The following is a 19,835-nucleotide window of genomic DNA, read 5'->3' on the forward strand; positions in this document are numbered from 1 at the left end:
GGTTTCGGAGGATGCCGGGAGGGGTCATTCCGCCTCGGCATCCACCTCAGCGGTTCCGATGAACACCGGGGACGCGCCGAGCGTCAGCGTGACCTGGCCGTCCTCCGGCTCGAGGATCTGCGTGAGCCCGGACAGGTCGGTCACCGACAGCGCGACGTCGGTGGCGAAGGCACGCTGCACCTCGGCATCCTTCGCCCAGGCGACGCGGACCTCGTCGTCACCCGTGCCGAACACCTGCACCGTGCTGGTGTCGTCCGACTCGTCGTCCAGGAAGCCGCGGTCGCGGATCTGCGTGATCATGAGCGCCTGCGCGAACGCACCGGGCTTCGGCGCGTTCGCAAGGACGTTCGCCCGCGGGCTGTTCTCGAAGAGGCCGAAGTTGGACTCACCGGCGGCGAGATCCGGGGTGTCGTTGATGAGGTCGTACCAGAAGTACTTCTCGACGCCGTTCGCGAACGCGAGCGCCTCGTTGCGCACCATCATCTGCCCCTGCTCGGCTGCGGTGACGCCGTCGTAGTGCGTGGGGAAGCCCATCTCGGTGATCCACACCGGCTTGGTCGCGCCGGCGACCTCCTGCATGTCGGCGATCGACTGCTGCACCGTGCCCGCGATGAGGTCGGCGTCCCGGTCGATCCAGGACTCGTACGGGTGGTAGCTCGCGGCATCCGTCACGGCCATGCCGCCGGCCTGCCAGAACCCGACGAACCAGTCCCGGTCGTACAGCGCGGTCGACCCGGTGACGAGCGGGAGATCGGGGTGGGACGGCTTCACGTGATCCCAGGCGGACTGCGCGATCGGCATGTAGCACGAGGGCGCCTGACCGCACGGGACATCGGTCTCGCGGTGGTTGAACTCGTTCAGCACCTCGAGGCCGACCATGTCGAACCGGTCGGCGACGGCCTTCGCGTAGCGGCCGTACGCCTGGATCGACTCCTCACCGGACGGCGCGCGCCTGGTGCCGTAGAGCCGGTTGCCGTAGGCCACGATGCCGAGCAGCTTGACGTCATTGGCGTGCATGCGCGAGAACTCGCGCACGTAGTTCTCGTCCCAGACGTACTGGCCCTTGGTCTTCTCGTTGCGCTCCCAGGAGATGTCGTTGCGCACCTCGGCGAAGCCGAGCGCGGAGGCCATGGTGCCGGTGCCGATGAAGGTCTCCTTCTCGACGTGCGCGGCGACCCCGAAGCGCGAGTCCTGGGGAACGTAGAAGGTTCCGGTGTCGATCACGGCGACGTTCGTCTCGATGTGACGACCGGAGGCGTCATCGACCGTGACCGCGTAGTGGCCCTGGGGTACGCCGGTCAGCGGCAGCGCGGTCAGAGGCCCTGCGGCCGTGGCCTCGCCCGTGATGGGCTCGCCGCCGGAGGTCGATGTCGCACTCCAGGTGACGGCACCAGCGGGGGCCGCGACGGCGAGCACCGCGCTCTTGTCGGTGAGGATGAGCGAGTCGTTGACGATGCCACCCGATGCCTGAACGGCCTCGAACGAGCCGTTGGCGACGAACTCGTCGCCTGCCGCACCGGTGATCGAGACGTCGTCGATACCGAACCCGCGCACGGCGCCGGAGAGCACGATGTCGATCGACGAGTCGGCGGCCTGGTCGGCCGGGGTGGTGAAGGGGAATTCGACGGTCTCCCACTCGGCATCCAGCTCGTCGAGCGTGAACGTCTGGCCGGCGACATCCAGGCGGATGCCGGTCGCGGCCTTCTTCTCGGCCAGCAGGCGTGCAGAGAGGCTGAGGGTGTACTGGGTCTCGGGCGCGAGGGCGACAGGGGCGGAGGCGGCGACGATATCGGCGTCGTCGGCCGGGGCATCCACCCGAAGCGACACGGTGCCGGTGGCGGCGTCGCCGACTTCGGGGAGCACGGCGGCGACGACCGTGCGGTCGGCGAGTGTCCAGCCGTCGATCGACGCTCGGGCGACATTGGTGACGGGCACCTCGGCCAGCGGCTCGGGCGGCGGAGTGGTGGCGACGGCCTCCGGAGTCGGTTCGGACGTCTCGGTGGCCTGCGGTTCCGGTTGCTGCGCCATGATCATGGCCGCTGTCGCAACGCTTCCTCCGGCCAGGAGCACGGCCGCCGCGCTCGCGATGATGATCGTGGTCTTCTTCGTCAAGCGCAGAGCCATCGTGTCCTTTCCCCCCGGGTGGTCGCTACCAACCTAGCGGCACGAACCTGACAGACCACGGAGTCGGCCGTGCGGACAATCCTCCCTAGACTCGATGCATGCTTCTTCGTGCGGGTTCGATGCCGTGACCGGTGTCCTGGTGCACGAATGGCTCGCCCCGCGGGGCGGGTCGGAGAACGTCTTCGAGTCGCTGACGCGGATCTTTCCGGATGCCGCGCGCTACTGCCTGTGGAACGACAGCGACGGCCGGTTCACGGTCGACGGCGAGACGTGGCTCGCCCGCACCCCGCTGCGCGGGCACAAGGCCGCGGCGCTCCCGCTGATGCCCGCGGCCTGGCGAGATCTTCCCGAAGTGGATGCCGAGTGGGTGCTCACCAGCTCGCACCTGTTCGCGCACCACGCGCGCTTCGCGGGCCCCGCACGTCTCGCGCCCAAGCTCGTCTACGCGCACACGCCGGCCCGCTACATCTGGACCCCCGAGCTGGACGGGCGGGGCAGCTCGCTCCCCGCGAGGGCCGTCGCCGCTCCCCTCAAGCGCCTCGATCGGCGGCGAGCGCAGGAGCCGGTCGCGATCGCCGCGAACAGCAGGTTCGTGCAGGAGCGCATCGCGGCGTCCTGGCAGCGCGACAGCGCGGTCATCTATCCCCCGGTCGATGTGACTGCGTTCCTCGCGCCCGCGCACCTCGACGCGCACGACCAGGAAGTTCTCGATGCCCTGCCCGAGACGTTCCTGCTCGGGTTCTCGCGGTTCATCCCCTACAAGCGCCTGGATCTCGCGATCGAGGCCGGTGTCGCCGCCGATGTCCCTGTGGTGCTGGCGGGCGCCGGACCCGACGAGGCCCGACTGCGCGCGTTCGCCGCGGAGCGCGCTCCCGGCCGGGTGTTCTTCGTCGACTCCCCCGGGATGGAGCTGTACCGCGCGCTGCTGCAGCGCTGCCTCGCGCTCGTGTTCCCCGCGATCGAGGACTTCGGCATCGTCCCCGTCGAGGCGATGGCCGCCGGGCGTCCGGTGATCGCCAACGCGATCGGCGGCACGGCCGAGACGATCGTGCACGGTCGCACCGGTGCGCTCGTCGAGCACTGGTCGCACGATGAGTTGCGCAAGGCGGTGGCCACGGCATCCGGAGTCTCGTCCGACGACTGCCGGGCGCAGGGGATGCTGTTCTCGGAAGAGGTGTTCGCCGACCGCATCCGTGCGTGGGTGGACGAATCGGTCGACGGGGCGGGCGCATGACGCGCGTGCTGGTCGACGACCGTTACCGCGGAACCCACGGCATCGGCCGGTACGCGTCGGAGGTGCTCCCGCGGCTGACCGTGCCCTGGACGGATCTGGGTCTCGACGGCACGCCGTTCCATCCGACCGACGCGTTCCGCGCGGTTCCGTCGGCCGGCGCCCCGGATGCCGTGGTCTACTCCCCCGGTTACGGAGCGCTCGTGCGTGCTCGGCGGCAGCTGCTCACGCTGCACGACCTGATCCAGTTGCAGGCACCAGGGCTGTCGCGGTGGAAGTTCGCGGCGTACTACGCGGGTCCGGTCCGACAGGTCGTCCGCAGGGCCGGTGTCGTGCTCACCGTGTCGGAGACGTCAGCGCGGGCGCTGCGGGAATGGGTCAGGGATGACGCGGTGGAGATCGTCAATGCCGGCAACGGCTGCTCCGACGCGTTCCGGCCCGGGGATGCCGCCGATGCCGCGGATCCGTATGTGCTGTTCGTCGGCAACGGTCGGGCGCATAAGAACCTCGACACCGTGCTCAAGGCGCTCGCGCTGGCACGCGACGTGCGCCTGGTGGCCGTCGTGCCGGATCGCGAGATCGGCGAGCTGAGTGCTCGGGCGACGCACCACGGCGTCGGCGCTCGCGTGCGCTGGGTGAGCGGCGTCGGCGACGAGGAGCTCGCCGAGCTCTACCGGGGCGCCGCCGCGACCGTGATGCCCTCGACGCTGGAGGGCTTCGGACTGCCCGCGTTGGAGTCGATCAGCTGCGGCGTGCCGGTGGTCCACTGGCAGGGATGCGAGGCGGTCGCCGAGATCGTGGGCGAGCGCGGGTGGGCGGTCTCATCCGCGCATGACGCTCAGGAGTGGGCCGACGCGTTGAGCGGCGCGGTTGCCGCCAGTCGCCGGGTCGATCCACCGGAAGGATACGACTGGAATCGGACGGCCGCGATCGTCTCGGAGACGATCACGCGGATGCGCTGACGGCGCCTACGCGGAGCGTCCGGGGAGTGCCCGGATGAACTCCTCGAGCGCGTCCGTCTTGCGCTCCCACGAGGCGTCGGCCGCGGCGCGCTCCCCCGCCTCGTTCGGGGACGGATGCCGCAGGGCCCGTTCGAGCGCGGCATCCGCGTCGTCGCCGCCGGTGTAGACCTCGATGCCGAGGTCAGACCGCCCGCGGATGCCCGGCGTCTCGCGCGCGACGACCGCGAGACCGGCCGCGAGGTACTCGTAGAGCTTCATCGGGCTCCGCCCCGCGTTGAGCGGGTTGTCGGAGAGCGGCAGAAGGCCGACGCGGGCCGTGTGCAGCAGGGCGGGGACGTCCGCGTAGAACACGGGCCCGACGAGGGAGACGTTCGACGACAGAGGATGCGGCGGATGCGCGTCCGGTCCGGCGATGACGAACTCGACGCCGGGCCGCGACCGCGCCCAGCGTTCAACGCGTTCCCAGTCGAAGCGGGCGTCCAGGGCGCCGACGTAGACGCAGCGGTCGGCGCGTGGCGCGTCCGCCCCGGTGGGCGCCGCGAAGCGTGCGACCTCCGCGCCGTTGCCGAGCACGAGCGACGGCACGCGCACGGGGCCGAGCCCGCGCAGCACCTCGTCGGAGGTCGCGATCACGGCGTCTGCGGCATCCAGGATCCGCTGCTGCAGCCGATGCTTGACCCCTGCCGGATACAGGTCGGTGGGGCGGTAGATCACGGCATCCGATAGGGAGCGCACGGAGGCGTCCCACAGCAGCGGCTGGTCGATCAGCACGGCGTCGAAGCGCGGGGCGATGCCCGCGCTTTTCAGCATCCGAGCCACCGTTGGTGCGCCGACCGGCACCGGCAGGATCGTCCGCGGCACGACGTTCAGGACGCCGTCCGCGTCGCGCTGCGGACGGTTCGGCACGGCGGCGAGGTCCGTCCGGCTGACGCGACCGGTGACCCTGTGCGCGAGCGAGATCGGCGTGCTCAGGTGCACGACGTCTGCTCCGCGCTGGGCGAGCACCCGGGCATAGTGGTGGCTGCCGACCCGGAACGGTCCGAACGGATGGCTGTGCGAGAGGAACAGGATCCGCGTCATGCGCGCGTCCTGCGGATGCCGGTGCGCAGCATCTGCTGGATGCCGGCGAGGGCCGCCTCCGCGTCGCCCACGCGTTCGGCGACCTCGACCGCGCGCTCGGGCGTCGGGCGCAGGGCCTCGCGCATGCGCTCCTGGTCGGTCGTGGCGGCGTCGATCGAGACGTCGTCCAGGCCGATGGCCGCGAACGCCTCGCGGATCTTCGCCGTCGGCTGCGGCACCAGCTCGACGGGGACGGCTCCGCTGAGGGCGGCGAGAACGAGGACGTGCATGCGGTCGCTGATGACGAGCTGCGCGGCGTCGTAGCGTTCGCGCAGGCGCTCTTCCTGGGCGAGCGGGTCGGTCTCGCCCCACTCTTCGAAGACGCCGCCGAGGAGTTCCGCGAGTTCGCGGGCGCGGTCTTCGTCCTCGCGCACCTGGACGACGGTGCGGATGCCGAGCCCCGCGCGCTCCGCGCTCTCGCGCACCGTGCGGATCCAGCGCTCGTCAGGCAGCGGACGCGCGCCGCGCAGGCTCACGATCAGCTCGGCGCGTTCGTTCCAGCCGAGCCCCGGGCGGATGCCGGCGGAGAACCCGATGTCGGGGGCGAGGCGTCCTGTGCGGGCGGTGGCCAGCGTGACCGCGTCGCGCCACAGCGTCACCGGCGACAGGCGCGCTGCGAGGCGATGGATGCTGAGCGACGGCTGCGACGGCGCCCGGATGCCCCGGGGTGGCCGGACGACGACACCGCCCTTGAGGCGGACGATGAGCGTTTCGGCGAGGAAGACGAGTTCACGGAGTCCGTTGCCCCGATCGAGCGGGATCTCGCCGGCTTCGAACACGAGCACCGGATGCCGCGGAGCCGCGATGAGGAGCCAGAGCCAGCGCGGCACCGACTTCTTCGAGCGGAGGACGATGGCGTCTTCGGGGATGCCGAGCTGGGTCAGCCAGACGTCGGGCGCGTCGCCCGTGTAGGCGACGAGCTCGTCGCTCGTGTCGGATGCCCAGGCGAGCGTCTCGCGGCGGATGAGGGCGTCGCCGATGTTGCCCGCGGGGCCGGTGAGAGAGACGAACGTCCGGGTGGCGCGCGCGGATCGCGGCGGTCGGGGCGATCGGGGGCGCATGCTCAGGGGGTGGCCGTCGGGTCCGGCGTGCCCGTCGCGTCGGCTGTGGCATCCGCAGTGGCCGCCGCGTCGGCGGCGGCGGCACCGGTGTCGACGCTGCCGTCGGCGCCCGTCTCCGCTCCCGCGCCGGTATCGGCACCGGCGTCGGCTTCTGCGCCCGCGTCGGCAGCTGCGCCCGTTTCCGCACCGGCGTCGGCGGCAGCGCCCGCATCCGCACCCGTGTCGGCTGCGGCACCCGCATCGGCGCTCGCGTCCGCGTCGGTCCCTGCACCGGACTCCGGCTCCGTCTCGTCCGGCGGAGAGTTCTGATCCCCCGAGTTACCCTGATCCCGCGGCTCCTCGGGCTCTTCAACGGGCAGTATGCGCGTGACCATGTACGGCGCGCTGACCCGCACGCCGTCTTCGTTCTCGGCCGTGACCGTGTAGACGACCGCTTCCTGCGTGCAGTCGAAGGGCACGGCCCGGTCGGCGAGCGTCGCCGGGAGCGCCGCAGCGATGGGGAACTCGAGCGCGTCGACCTCGGCATTGCCCGAGCCGACCGCGACGCTCTTCGCGTTGTCGATGTCCCAGCTCAGCAGCACCTGCGCTTCGCCCTCTTCCGCCTCGCACTGAACGGTGGTGGCGTTGGCGGTGAAGTTCGTGATCACCGGAGCCGCAGTGGTCGCCTGCGTCTCTTCGGGAGTGGGTCGCGGGGACGGATCTGTGTCGGCTGGCGCCGAGGCGCTCGCGAGCGTTCCGATGATCGCGCCTGCGGCGACCGCGAGCAGAATCGCGACGCCGGTGAGCGCCATGAGCAGGTAGCTGCGCTTGCGCTGGCGCTGCTCCATCCGGCGGTGGCGTTCGCGACGGGCGATGGCGCGGGGTTCGTCCGATATTGAAGAGGCTACGGCTGTCGCCGGCAGCACGCTTGCCGCTGGTGCAATCGTGGACTGCGGGTTCCCGTCAGCAACGCCAGCAAATCCCACTGCAACCGGCGCGTTCTTCGTCTGCGGGATCGACGCTGACGCTGCCCCGACAGCACCGGCTCCTGGCTTCTTCGTCCAAGCGACATACTCCGCGATGACGTCAGCCGCCGGGCCATCGGCGATTAGTTCACCCTTGTGTACCCACAGCACCCGCTCACACGTCTCTTTGAGCGACCCGACGGAATGGCTCACGATCATCACGAGGCCCGCGCTACCGCGCAACTCGCTGATGCGTTTCTCGCTCTTCGTCCGGAAGCGCCGGTCGCCCACGGCGAGCGCCTCATCGATCAGGAGAATCGAATGCGCTTTCGCCGACGCAATCGCGAACCTCAATCGAGCCGCCATGCCGGACGAGTACGTGCGCATCGGGTGATAGATAAAGTCGTTCAACTCGGCGAAGTCGGCGATCTCGTCGATCTGCCCCGCCGCCTCATCGGGACTGAAGCCCATTGCCAGCAGGCCCAACCGAATGTTGTTCTCACCTGAAAGCTCGGGGACCAGGGCCGCGTTAACGCCGAGGAGTACAGGACGGTCACGAGCCAGGATGCGCCCTTCAGAAGGCGGGATCAGACCGGTCATCGCTCGGAACAGGGTCGATTTGCCCGAGCCGTTGTGGCCGACCACGCCGATCGATTCGCCCTCGTTCGCGGTGAACGTCACGCCGCGCAGCGCGGGTACGGTTTGAAGATCGCGCCCGCCCCGCAACGATCGCAGGCTCAGCATGGACTCACGTGCGGTCATGCGCTTGCCGGAGGCGTACACCTGATAGTTCACGTGTACGTCTTCCGCGGCGATCATTGCTCGCGGCGCGTCGCCCGGTAGCCCGACTGCCTGACCGGGGAGCAGAAGTTCAGTCACTGAGTCCGTACCTCGGCTCTCCCTGCCAGAAGAAGATCGTTCCCACGACTATCATCACCAGCGCCCACAGTGGGGCCGCGATCCACGCCAGCATCGGGGCAGAATACCCCGACAACAGCACGTCTCGCGCGATAGAGATGAAGTCGTAGGTCGGTATGAGGTGCACGATCGTGAGCAAAGTCGGATAACTCGCAAGAGCGCCGTCCACATCGAAGAAGATGCCACTCGCGTAGAACAGGATTCGAGTAATGATCGGGATCAACTGCTGAATGTCTCGCGTGCGGACCGCGATTCGCGCCACAACGAGTGCGAGCCCGAGGTTGAAAACACCCATGACTATGAAAATCGGGATGATCAGCAACCACGACCAGGAGATCGGCTCGCCGAAGATGAGCAGGAGGATTCCGAGTAGCAGGATCACCGGGATCATGCGCATCGCCTGCTCAAAGACAACGGAGATCGGAAGAAGCATTCGGGGGAACCCGAAACTCTGCACGAGCTTCGCGTTGTTGGTTATTGCCTTCGATCCGCTCGCAAAGCAGCCGGTGAAGAACTCGAAGACGAAGACACCCACGAGCAGGTATTGCACGAAGTTCTCGGGACGGGCTGACCCGGAAAGGATGAAATAGAAGATCGTGCCGTACACGATCGCCAGCGAAAGCGGCTTGAGAACGATCCACAGCACGCCGAGCCGGTTCGGAAGCAGACCAGAGATTAGGCGGCTACCGGCGAGTCGCAGCGCAAAGGTAAGCATGCGCCTGGTTTCCGCGAGATAGGCGCCCAGAGGCGGACGAGTCCCCACCTCGGTCAGTCCGGCGGTCGCGGGAACAGCCATCGCTCCCATACGGACTCCTCTATCTCTCTGTCCTGACGCACAATACGCCCGCAGCGTGGCGGGCATATCGGAAGATCTTACCCCACCTCGTCGAGCCGCCCTCCGCCGGCTCGGTCAGTCGCGGCCATAGATATCGCGAGTGTAGATCTTGTGGGCGACATCTTCGAGCGCATCAGTCGAACGGTTCGCGATGATGACGTCGGCGCGCGACTTGAACTCGTCAAGGTCGCGGACCACCTCGGAGTGGAAGAACTCGTCCTCCTCGAGTGAGGGTTCGTAGACGACCACCTCGATGCCCTTCGCCTTGATTCGCTTCATGATCCCCTGGATCGACGAAGCACGGAAGTTATCCGATCCCGACTTCATCACGAGACGGTAGACACCCACCGTTTGGGGGTTGCGCGCGAGGATGTCAGAGGCGACGAAATCCTTGCGCGTGCTGTTCGCATCGACGATCGCCGCGATGAGCTTCTGCGGCACCTCAGAGTAGTTCGCCAGCAACTGCTTGGTGTCCTTCGGCAGGCAGTAGCCGCCGTACCCGAAGGAGGGATTGTTGTAGTGCGAGCCGATCCGCGGGTCGAGTCCGACGCCTTCGATGATCTGCTTGGTGTCGAGTCCGTGCACAGCGGCATAGGTGTCGAGCTCGTTGAAGTACGCCACGCGCAGCGCGAGGTAGGTGTTGGCGAAGAGCTTGATCGCCTCGGCCTCCGTCGCATCCGTGAGCAGCACGGGGACGTCGGTGGCAATCGCGCCTTCAAGCAGTAGCTCAGCGAAGCGCTGCCCAACGGGGCCGCGATCGCCCACGACGATGCGCGACGGGTGGAGGTTGTCATACAGCGCGCGCCCCTCGCGCAGGAACTCTGGTGAGAAGACGATCGTAGCTTGCGGATACTCCGCATTCATTCGGGCGGTGAAGCCGACTGGCACAGTGGACTTGACCACGATCGCAGCGTGCGGGTTGACCGCCAGAACCGTCTCGATCACGCCCTCGACCGACGAGGTGTCGAAGTAATTGGTGATCTCGTCGTAGTTCGTCGGCGTTGCGATCACGACGAATTCCGCGCCGCGGTACGCCTCATCGACATCCAATGTCGGTGTGAGATCCAGTTCCCGCGTGGCGAGGTAGTCCTCGAGCTCGACGTCTGCGATCGGCGAGACGCGCCGGCTGAGCAGTTCGACCTTCGTGGGGTCGATATCGACGGCGAACACCTCGTGGTGCTGGGCGAGGATGACGGCGTTGGACAGGCCGACGTATCCGGTCCCGGCGATGGCGATCTTCATGTTCTAAGGCTATCCCGCCCCGTGGATAGACTCGCCTCGATGACTCCGCAGCCACTGCTCACGATCGTCATGCCGGTCTCAGACGACGAAGCGACCGTCGCGACAGCCCTCGAGAGCGCGCTGGCGCAGACTTTGACGAACATCGAGGTCATCTGCGTCGACGACGCATCGGCAGACGATACCTCAGAGATCCTCGAGCGGTTCCGCGGACGTGACAGTCGCGTCCGCGTCGTGCGGCATGAGCGCAATCTCTCAGCATTTCAGGCACGTCGAACGGGCATTCTGGCAGCGACCGCCGACCATGTGCTGTTTCTCGATGGCGACGATGAGCTCGCGCCGCAGGCAGCGGCCACCGCGATCGCGCAGGCAGAGAGAACGGGCGCGGAGATCGTTGGCTTCGGTGTCACCGTGATCGAACGCGACGGACGGACCGGCAGCCCATACGAGATGCGCCTCCAGCCACCGCCGCATCCGCACACCGGCGACGATGTGCTGCGCGCGCTCTTCCCAGTCGGACGACCGGCGCAAGGCCAGCTCTGGCGTTTCCTCTTCAGCACTCGCCTGCTCCGCGAAGCATACGCACTGATACCCGACGATCTAGAGCTCGCCCGCGTCAATGATCTTCCGTTGCTGTTCCTCACCGCAGCTCTCGCCTCGAGTTATGCCGCGATACCGGACAAGCTGTACCGGTATCACTTCGGCCGTGGCGGCAGCGGACATCGCGTCGACAGCGTTGAGCGTGCGCAGTTCTACATCGGGGCGATCACGTCGGTCGACGCGATCCGCCCGGCGGTCGAGGAGCTTGCGTCGAGGCAAGCCGACCCGGCTGTCGTTCGAGAGGCTTACGAGTCCGCACGCCTGTCCATCGTCGGTTATGTGTGTTTCCAGCTCGTCGAGCACAGCGACGAGACGACGATCGACAGCGCGCTCGCGCAGCTGCACGCCGTTGCCACTGCGAACGACATCGTGCACGCGGCGGCACGGTTCTACCCGATGACGCTCAGGGCGCTCAAGTACCACGCCAGTTGGCGGGGCCTGCCCTCGACTGTGCGAAACATCGTGCTCGTCACATCTACGCTGCGCACGGGCGGGGTTTCGGCCGTGCTCACGTCGCAGGCTCGATATCTGCACGGCGCCGGTTACCGGGTGACGGTCGTTGCGCGCAACACCGGCAGCGACGCAAGCATGCTGCCCGACGACGTCTCGTTCATCGAACTGACGTCCCCCCGCCTCCCCGCACAACTGGAGCAATGGGCAGAGATCTGCCGCACCTACGAGGTCGATGTTGTCATCGACCATCAGGTGCTGTACATGGACACCTGGCCGGAGTTCGCCCTCGTCGCCCGCGCCGAGGGCACAGCGACGATCGGCTGGCTGCACAACTTTGTCGCTCGCCCCGTTTACGACGGCAACGACCGCCTCACCCTCATAGAGCGGTGCAGCCCTACGCTGGCGCAGCTCGTCACGCTGTCGCCACTGGACGTCGCTTACTTCCGCCTGCGCGGGATCGAGCACGTGGCCTACCTGCCCAATCCGCCATCGCCTCTGATGCTCGCATCTGCAGCAACCACGATCGAGAAGCCTGCACCGACCGGTCGACTCGAGCTCGTCTGGTGGGGCCGGCTGGAACAGCGGACGAAGCAAGTACGTGAGCTCATCGAGGTAGGCGTGCAGCTCCGCTCGATCGGTGTCGCATTCAGACTGAGAGTCATCGGACCGGACTGGGACGATGTCACGGCCAAGAAGCTCAACAGGCTCGCCCGCAAACGCGGTGTCGGAGACGCGGTTGTCGCTACCGGCCCAATGCATGGTGCTGCGCTGGTCACGGCAATCGACGCGGCCCACGCATTCGTCACGACGAGCATTATTGAGGGGTACCAACTCACCATTGCTGAGGCGCAATCCCGTGGCTTGCCGGTGTTCATGTATGAGTTGCCTTGGCTTACGCTCGTGAATGACAACGACGGTGTTGTCGCCGTACCGCAAGGCGACGCCCGTGCGCTGGCGGCGCGGCTCGCCGATATCGTCGAGACCCCCGGGCGATTCGCGACGCTATCCCGCGCATCCCTGGTTGCTGCGGGCCGAGCACGAGATCACGACTTCGAACGACTGTATCGTGATGTCGTGTCCGGGACGCTCGCATCCGATTTTTCACCTGATCCAACGCTCGAAAGCGCTGGGCAGTTGCTTGGTCTGATGGGCTTCTTCTCTCAGCACGCGCGCCCTCACCAGAAGCCGGCGACGGACGCGCAAACATGGCGAAGTCGCTTGTGGCGATCGGCCGCTCCGGCAGGTCGCGTCGCACTGAAGCGTATTCCCGGATTGAAACCTCTCGCCTATCGCGCGAAGGGCTGGCTGGGCGCACGCTGAATGCAATTTGCACCTGCCACGGCTGGCCTGTCGGCCTAAGACCGCTCAGGGCTTCCCTCGTCGGCGACGGTCTATGCGACTGCCTCCATGGCAGCGTGTACTCGCCCGACAAGAGAAGCGATGTCCGCGCGCGCTGCGGTTACGGCCGGCGGAAGCGATGCGACACGTGCGTCGAAGCGCGCGGCGAACTCATCGAACTGGTCGTAATGTCCAACGAGATCGCCTAGGCCGACTGCGGACAACAGCCGTGAGATCTTGTGAGGGTCGCTGCCCGAGCCGATCGGATATGCACCCTCAGTCGCGCCGATGATGAGTCCATGTGCCCGGTCGCTGATCACCGCGACCGATTGCCGATAGACCGCGCGCACGTATTCGTCGAGCGCATCATGGCGCATGCTCTTCGGCATGATGTACTCGCCGCCGAGCGCATCTGCGAGGCGCACGGCCCGAGGCGCGTCCCGCGCAACCTGCGCAACGGTGACGATGCGTCCCTGCGTTGCGGATGCGAACGCCCGAACGGACGACAGCCAATCATCGCCTGGCCACGCCCTGTCGAATCGCATCGTCACAGCGATGAGTGGTCGATTTGCCGGGGGCGCCCAGTCCTCGACGGGTGTGCCCTCCGAGTACGCCCAGTCCGGTGCGAAATCGCCGAACCCAGCAGCAGCACGCGAACCTTCGTCGCGCCAGGACATTACCGATGCCTCACGCATAACAGGATCGAACGAGACGCCATCGAGATCGTCCACGTTCTTGATGCCGATCCCCGCGAAGAACAAAGCCCCGCCGTCCTCTAGGACCCGAGCACACTCCGCCGCGCGGCGTGAAACCGGGAAGATCCCCCCCGCACGTGGATTGATCTCGCCAGCGTTGAACGCGTGTACTGGCCTCGCCACCCCGGCTTCAGCACCTGCCCAGTCAGCACGCTGCCTGTAGACAGTAACGTCCGGGCCGGTAGCGAACCCTGCCACGTAGTCCGCTGTCGCGTCGCCTAAATAGAGGTGGATGTGCCGCCCCGAACCGCGCAACGCCTCGAGATATGCGACGCGCAACGCCGAGTCGCCGAGGTTGTCATCCTGTCCGCTGAAGTGCGCGAACACGTGCTGAGGCCGTTTCACACTCACGGCACCCCACACTATATGGTTGCTAGGTGTTCTCCGCGCTTTCTTCAGCGACGAGGGCAGCGAGCACGTGGGACGACTCTCCGGTCGCTGTTCCGACCGTGCTCGTCACCTCACGACCACCGCGTCATCGGATCGATTACGTGGACCAGCTCTTTGGCGACGATTCCGAGGGGCTGGCACCGAGCGGTTCCAAGTTTGTTTTCCGCACCGACCCTTTTCGAGTCCACGGTGTTGATGTGGTCCATCTCACCGACATCGAGTTGGTGATCGGCGATCGCAGCGGGTCAGAAAGAAGACGCGTGCGACGTGCGAAGCGTTTCGCAAAGCTCCTCCAGCGCCGAAGAATCGCACTCGTCCGAACTGCGGACGGTGCCGACGAGCGGCGTCTTCCGTCCCAGGCCGAGATCATCGTTGACGACGCGGCGGCGACCGTGATTTCGTTGCTGCCCTTGACTGCGGCGGATCGTCGACAGCGGGTGTTTCTCGGGCACAGCCATCTTCGCGACCGCTTCCTGGGCTTCCCTCGGGAGGACACCCACCCCGGGCGCATTGTCTTCATCGCTCAGGACACGCTGGATCCGGGGTACGAAGTGTTGCTGAAGATTTTCGGCGTCGCCGAGCTTCCCGGATGGAGGTTGCGCGTCGCTGGCAGGGTTCCCGTGGAACTCGAAAGTTCGTATGCGCGAACGCTTGCGGATCATCTCCACTCGATATCGCACCGTGACGAGGATCTCTCGGACGCAGCACGCGTTTCAGAAGTGAGCCAAGCAGAGATCGTCGCGGTGGCCTCGCCGCAGACATACGAGGGTCAGAGCATCCTGATGCTCGCGCTTTCCTTGGACCGTCCTGTTCTTGTCGAAGACTCGGCTCACACGCGCGCTTTGGGCGAAGAGATCGGCGCGTCGTGGGTCCGGCGCTACCCAGGCCCGCTGACAGCGCACGCATTCGAGACGACACTCGCAGAGCTACGTCTCTCGCCCCCAGTGGGCCGACCGCATCTGGAGTCACGCGACCCCAACATGACCAGCGCACGCTACGCCGCGATCTATCGCGATGCCGCGGCGGGACGGTGATCACCGCTTATGTCAACGAGATCGATGCCCTTAGTCTCATTCATTATCGTTTCCACTGACGACCAAGCTGCTGTCGAGCGCAGTCTGCAATCGTGCCTCACGCAGTCGCTCACCGATATCGAGATCGTCTACGTAGGGCCGGTCCGGAGCGCATCGCTGAAGGCCGCACTCGCGGAAGACCGGCGCACTGTCGTCGTTGCTGCGCCTGCTGAGTCGTCAGCAGCGCAGTTGCGCCGGTCTGGTGTCCACGCGTCCTCTGCTCCCTTCGTCCTGTTCATCGAGCCTGGCGATGTCGTCAGCCGTGGAGCGGCGAAGCGTCTTCACAAGTGCGCGGATGAAACCCGCGCACAGTTGATCTGTTATGCCATCACCACAGCACGGGCCGACGGCAAGAGCTCCAAGTCGCTGCCCGCCGTCGGGCCGCTCAACGGGCCCGATATCCTCCGCCATCTCGTACCCCGAGAGACGCGAGCCGGGCTGGAGCCTTGGCGCGGCCTGTTCCAGAAGAACTTGCTGCTTCAGGCATACGCAATCGTGTCAGACGACACTAGATTGCTCGCCGATGATCGCGCAATCGTGCTCCTCGCCTACGCCCTGGCCACGTCTTACGCGTCCGTCGACACGGTCGAGTATGTGCGTAGAGCGCCAAAGACCAACGTCGATACTGCTCGATTCCGCGAACTGCTCGACCAAGTCAACGCATTCGGCAGTCTTGCCGCGACGTTGCGCGAAAGAGCGCGATCCAGCCCTGACCCGGAACCACTGCTGGACGGCTTCGCGGCCGGCCATCTCACCGTGATCGCCGAGGCTCTCTCCACGTTCGCTTCGCTCCCGTCGGATGCGCGTGTGGAAGAGCAGTTCCGGCTGCGAGATCGGATCGATGAGCTTGACGCGACCCTAGCCGCCGTCGCATTCGCGCCGGACACGCTCGCCTCTCTCGTCGCGTACGGCCAGCGTCTCGAACTTGGCCAAGCTCCGGTTCGTAACGTGCTACTCACAACGAACGTGCTCACGACCGGCGGAGTGTCCGGTGTACTGCTGACGCAAGCGCGTATTCTTCTCGACGCAGGCTTTCGGGTAATCATCGCGACCCACAGACCGGGTAGCGCTGAGTCTCTGGTACCGGCTGGCGCGACGCTCGTCCAAGTGACCGGAACCTCGCGGCGCCAACGCGTAGCGCAGTGGGCTCAACTCTGCCGGATATATGAAGTCGACGTCGTCATCGACCATCGGATCCTCTACTCCCGAGATTGGCCGGGCTTCGCGCTGGCTGCCCGCGCAACGGGAGCTAGGACTGTCGGCTGGATTCACAACTTCGCCGCGCGCCCCACCTACAACGCGAATGATCTGCAGACCGTGCTGCAAACGCATCTCGGCGCGCTTGCGCACCTCGTCGTGCTCTCGCCACTGGACGTCGCGTTTTGGAAACTACGCGGCATCGGCCATGTGAGTTATCTACCAAACCCGCCTTCCCCATTCCTGTTGGAAGCCGGTACAACGGGACAAGCGAAGTCAGCGCCGCAGGGGCGCCCGCTCGAACTCATCTGGTGGGGGCGTCTAGAGGAACACACCAAAAAAGTGACGCAACTGGTGGAAGTCGCGGCGGCACTCCGGCGGCTCGGTGTGGACTATCGACTGCGGATCGTTGGCCCTGAGTGGGCGGACGTGACGGCGGACCGCCTCATCGAACTCGCCTCGAAGCGAGGAATCGCTGACCGGATCGAACTCACCGGGCCGCGCCACGGCATCGAACTGCTGGAGACGATCGATTCAGCGGACGTCTTCATCAATACGAGCATCATCGAGGGATATCCGTTGACGCTGCCGGAGGCACAGTCCCGAGGACTGCCGATCGCCATGTATGACCTGCCATGGCTGTCGCTGCTCCAGAACAACGCTGGTGCCATCACAACTCCGCAACAGGATCCGGCATCGCTCGCTAACGCGATCGCTGACCTTGCAGGAGACCCGCAGCGCTACGAAGCCATGTCGCAGGCATCCGTCACGTCTTCAGCTCTGGCGACCTCCTACGACTTCACTCGCCTGTACGCCGACCTGCTCCAGGGGACCCTTTCGCCTGGGCACTCTCCCGAGCCCACGCTTGAAGATGGTCGCCAAATTCTTGAGCTACTCGCCTTCTTCGCTGAACGGAGCACTCCGCCGCCAACGGCAGCAGGCAGTCCCTCCCCCGCGCGCGCACGCCCTGCTCAGCGGCGTCGGCCTCACCACCGAACGTTCGCGCAACGGATCGAACGACGTCTCACGCCGATCGGCCATCGCGTAGTGGACTCCGCGCCCTGGCTCCAGCCCGCTGCAAGCAAGATCAAGCGCGTCCTGTTGCGCCGATAGGGAGACACCCATGTCACAAGCTCCCCACGTCTCGATTGTGATCCCCGTTTTCAACGATGAGGACGTGATCGCCAACGCGCTCGACAGCTGTCTCCGACAGACGCTCGATGCGATTGAGGTCATCGTGGTCGATGACGCCTCCACGGACGACACCGTTCGAATTGTTGAGGAATACCAGGCACGCGATCGCCGCGTGCACCTCATCCGCCAGACACATAATACGTCGGCCTTTCAAGCGAGACGCTCCGGAATCCTGGCCGCGCAGGCGGCCCATCTGCTCTTCCTCGACGGCGACGACGAACTGGCGAAGCACGCAGCAGAAACTGCCTTCCTGAAGGCGACGTCGACCGGCGCAGATCTCGTACAGTTCGGCGTCGAAGTCGTGCAGCTTGACGGGAGTACCGGCGGAGCGTTCGAATCACGCCTTCAGCCAAAGCATGCCAGCCTCTCCGGTCGCGACGTAATACACAAGCTCTTCCCACAGGACCGCCCGGCACAGGGTCAGCTCTGGCGCTACCTGTTCCGCACCCAGCTTCTCCTCGACGCGTATGCGCTTCTGCCCGCAGACTTGATACTGCCGCGAGTCAACGACCTGCCCGTCATGTTCCTCACGGCAGCGATCGCGAGACACCTGGAGTCGATACCGGAGCGCCTGTACCGCTATCACTTCGGGCGCGGTAGCAGCGGCCGAAAGGTGCGCGACCTCGACACCGCGTCGTTCTACGCCAGTGCCATCCACTCGATCGACTCGATCGAGCCAGCCGTTCGACACGTCGCGGGCTCTGGCGTCGAATCGGAGGACATACTCGCGACCTACGCGTCCACCCGACGCGCGATCATCGCCTACACAACCCACTATCTCGCAGACCACAGCCGACCGGACCTGCTCCCGGCAGTGCTCGCAGACCTGTATTCGCGTGCATCGCCCCGCGACATCGTGCAGTCCACTGCGACACATTGGCCGCAAGATATCGATACCCTCGCCGCGCATGCCGACGCAATCGACCTGGCCGAAAGACCGGTACGCCGAATCCTGCTCGCAACGAATCATTTGCGTACCGGCGGTATCTCCGGCGTGATCATCTCGCAGGCGCGAGTTCTGCAAGAATCAGGCGTTCAGGTGTTGATCGTCGCCCGTGAAACAGGAAGCGACGCGTCTGGCCTTCCGGCCGGGGTACGGTTCGTCGAAGTCACGGACGAGACGCTCGGATCTGCACTCTCAGCGTGGTCGGACCTCTGCGTGCAGAACGAGATCGATCTAGTCATCGACCATCAATGGCAGTACTCGACGTCCTGGCAGGCTTTTGCCCTCGCGGCGCGCGCGGCGGGGGTCCCAACGATCGGATGGTCACACAACTTCGCTGGGCGTTCGCTACTGCTCGGCTTGGATCGGCTGCAGCGCGCGCCCCTCTACTTCCCCCTGCTGTCACATCTCGTGGTGCTGTCGCCGCTCGACGTGGCCTTCTGGAAATTGCGCGGCATGCCTCGCGTTTCGTATCTGCCAAACCCGCCCTCGTCTCTGATGGTCACCGCCGGCCTGGTGTCCTCACCGCGACGGGCACCGGAGGGTCGACCAGTCGAGCTCATCTGGTGGGGGCGCCTCCAAGAGCGGACCAAGCGCGTGAGCGAGCTGCTCCGCGTCGCCGAGCATCTTGAACGCATGGGTGTCGACTTTCGCATGCGCATCATCGGGCCAGACTGGCGGGACATGAGCGCAGCGCGATTGAACGCTCAAGCACGCAAACAAGGATTGGGGAGTCGGGTCCAGGCAGTTGGCCCGTTGCGCGGCGCTGAACTGATGGCAGCAATCGACGACGCCGACATATTCGTCAGCACGAGTTTTATCGAGGGTTACCCGCTCACCATCCCGGAAGCACAGGCCCGTGGCCTCCCAGTCGCAATGTACGACTTGCCATGGCTGGCGATCGCGGAAGGCAATGGCGGACTGGCGATCGCACCGCAGCGAGACCCGCACAGCTTGGCTAGTCGAATCGCTGCCATCGTCACCGATCCGGGGTTGTACACAACGATGTCCGCCGCCTCGGTCACGGCCGCGAAACGTGAGCTTGGGTATGACTTCGCCGCGTTGTATCGGCAGTTGATGACCGGAACGTTGCCTCGTGCGCACTCACCGCGTCCCACTCTTCGAGATGTTGAGCAGCTTGTCGATCTCGTCATCGAGTTCGCCGAGCAACGCTCCCGGCTCCGGTCACGAGAAATGACGGCTCCGGCCTCCGATAGACGCAGTCCGGGGATGCACGAAGGCAGAAGGTCATGGCAGGCAGCTGTGCTGCGCGCAGCACGGCCAATAGCCCACGGGATCCTCCGTGTGGCGCCGTGGCTTCGCCCCAATCTTCAGGTGATCAAGCATCTGCCACTGCGACGCTGACGCCAGTGGCGGGTGTTGCGTGTGACAACATAGAGGCGTGAAAGGCATCATTCTTGCGGGGGGTTCTGGGACGCGGCTGCACCCGATCACGTTG

At 66.0% G+C, this 19,835-nt stretch carries 14 protein-coding genes; 7 read left to right on the forward strand and 7 right to left on the reverse strand.

The features are described from left to right. Positions 1–24: 24 nt before the first annotated feature. Entirely contained in the window at positions 25–2,112 is a 2,088-nt protein-coding gene (locus ACWAT3_RS16180; protein ID WP_460800049.1) for a glycosyl hydrolase, read from the reverse strand. A gap of 136 nt (positions 2,113–2,248) precedes the next feature. On the opposite strand from ACWAT3_RS16180, the gene ACWAT3_RS16185 reads away from it, so the two are divergent. Together ACWAT3_RS16185 and ACWAT3_RS16190 are read left to right on the forward strand one after the other, a co-directional pair. Then, positions 2,249–3,358, forward strand: a complete 1,110-nt coding sequence (locus ACWAT3_RS16185) for a glycosyltransferase (RefSeq protein WP_460800051.1) — start codon at positions 2,249–2,251, stop codon at positions 3,356–3,358. Then, the gene (locus ACWAT3_RS16190; RefSeq protein WP_460800053.1) at positions 3,355–4,317 is read left to right on the forward strand and encodes a glycosyltransferase family 4 protein; all 963 of its coding nucleotides are present in this window, start codon (positions 3,355–3,357) and stop codon (positions 4,315–4,317) included. The genes ACWAT3_RS16185 and ACWAT3_RS16190 overlap by 4 nt, the downstream gene beginning before the upstream one ends. Positions 4,318–4,323: 6 nt before the next feature. On the opposite strand, the gene ACWAT3_RS16195 is transcribed toward ACWAT3_RS16190, so the two are convergent. From ACWAT3_RS16195 to ACWAT3_RS16215, 5 genes are all read right to left on the reverse strand, one after another. After that, on the reverse strand, positions 4,324–5,397 hold the full coding sequence (locus ACWAT3_RS16195) for a glycosyltransferase family protein (RefSeq protein ID WP_460800054.1): 1,074 nt from the start codon (positions 5,395–5,397) through the stop codon (positions 4,324–4,326). Next, positions 5,394–6,497: a hypothetical protein gene (locus ACWAT3_RS16200; RefSeq protein WP_460800056.1), complete on the reverse strand. Its 1,104-nt coding sequence runs from the start codon at positions 6,495–6,497 to the stop codon at positions 5,394–5,396. Before ACWAT3_RS16200 ends, ACWAT3_RS16195 begins: the two co-directional genes overlap by 4 nt. Before the next feature lie 2 nt (positions 6,498–6,499). Then, complete coding sequence (locus ACWAT3_RS16205; protein ID WP_460800057.1) at positions 6,500–8,236, reverse strand: ABC transporter ATP-binding protein; 1,737 nt, start codon at positions 8,234–8,236, stop codon at positions 6,500–6,502. Positions 8,237–8,312: 76 nt separating this feature from the next. Next, positions 8,313–9,164: an ABC transporter permease gene (locus ACWAT3_RS16210; protein WP_460800059.1), complete on the reverse strand. Its 852-nt coding sequence runs from the start codon at positions 9,162–9,164 to the stop codon at positions 8,313–8,315. Between the two features lie 105 nt (positions 9,165–9,269). After that, positions 9,270–10,436: a nucleotide sugar dehydrogenase gene (locus tag ACWAT3_RS16215; protein ID WP_460800061.1), complete on the reverse strand. Its 1,167-nt coding sequence runs from the start codon at positions 10,434–10,436 to the stop codon at positions 9,270–9,272. A gap of 39 nt (positions 10,437–10,475) precedes the next feature. Between ACWAT3_RS16215 and ACWAT3_RS16220 the strand changes: the two genes are divergently transcribed. Continuing rightward, positions 10,476–12,806: a glycosyltransferase gene (locus tag ACWAT3_RS16220; RefSeq protein WP_460800062.1), complete on the forward strand. Its 2,331-nt coding sequence runs from the start codon at positions 10,476–10,478 to the stop codon at positions 12,804–12,806. Between the two features lie 71 nt (positions 12,807–12,877). Here ACWAT3_RS16220 and ACWAT3_RS16225 read toward each other — a convergent pair whose 3' ends face one another. After that, a complete protein-coding gene (locus ACWAT3_RS16225) occupies positions 12,878–13,930 on the reverse strand; it encodes a hypothetical protein (RefSeq protein ID WP_460800064.1) in 1,053 nt (350 codons plus the stop codon). 140 nt (positions 13,931–14,070) lie between these two features. Between ACWAT3_RS16225 and ACWAT3_RS16230 the strand changes: the two genes are divergently transcribed. From ACWAT3_RS16230 to ACWAT3_RS16245, 4 genes are all read left to right on the forward strand, one after another. Then, on the forward strand, positions 14,071–15,003 hold the full coding sequence (locus ACWAT3_RS16230) for a hypothetical protein (protein ID WP_460800065.1): 933 nt from the start codon (positions 14,071–14,073) through the stop codon (positions 15,001–15,003). A gap of 24 nt (positions 15,004–15,027) precedes the next feature. After that, the gene (locus tag ACWAT3_RS16235) at positions 15,028–17,352 is read left to right on the forward strand and encodes a glycosyltransferase (protein ID WP_460800067.1); all 2,325 of its coding nucleotides are present in this window, start codon (positions 15,028–15,030) and stop codon (positions 17,350–17,352) included. A 10-nt stretch (positions 17,353–17,362) separates the two neighbouring features. Beyond that, positions 17,363–19,741, forward strand: a complete 2,379-nt coding sequence (locus ACWAT3_RS16240; RefSeq protein ID WP_460800069.1) for a glycosyltransferase — start codon at positions 17,363–17,365, stop codon at positions 19,739–19,741. A 37-nt stretch (positions 19,742–19,778) separates the two neighbouring features. Further along, the coding region (locus ACWAT3_RS16245) for a sugar phosphate nucleotidyltransferase (protein ID WP_460799759.1) at positions 19,779–19,835 on the forward strand (57 nt) is incomplete at its 3' end.

The organism is Microbacterium sp. GXF0217, from assembly GCF_054798195.1.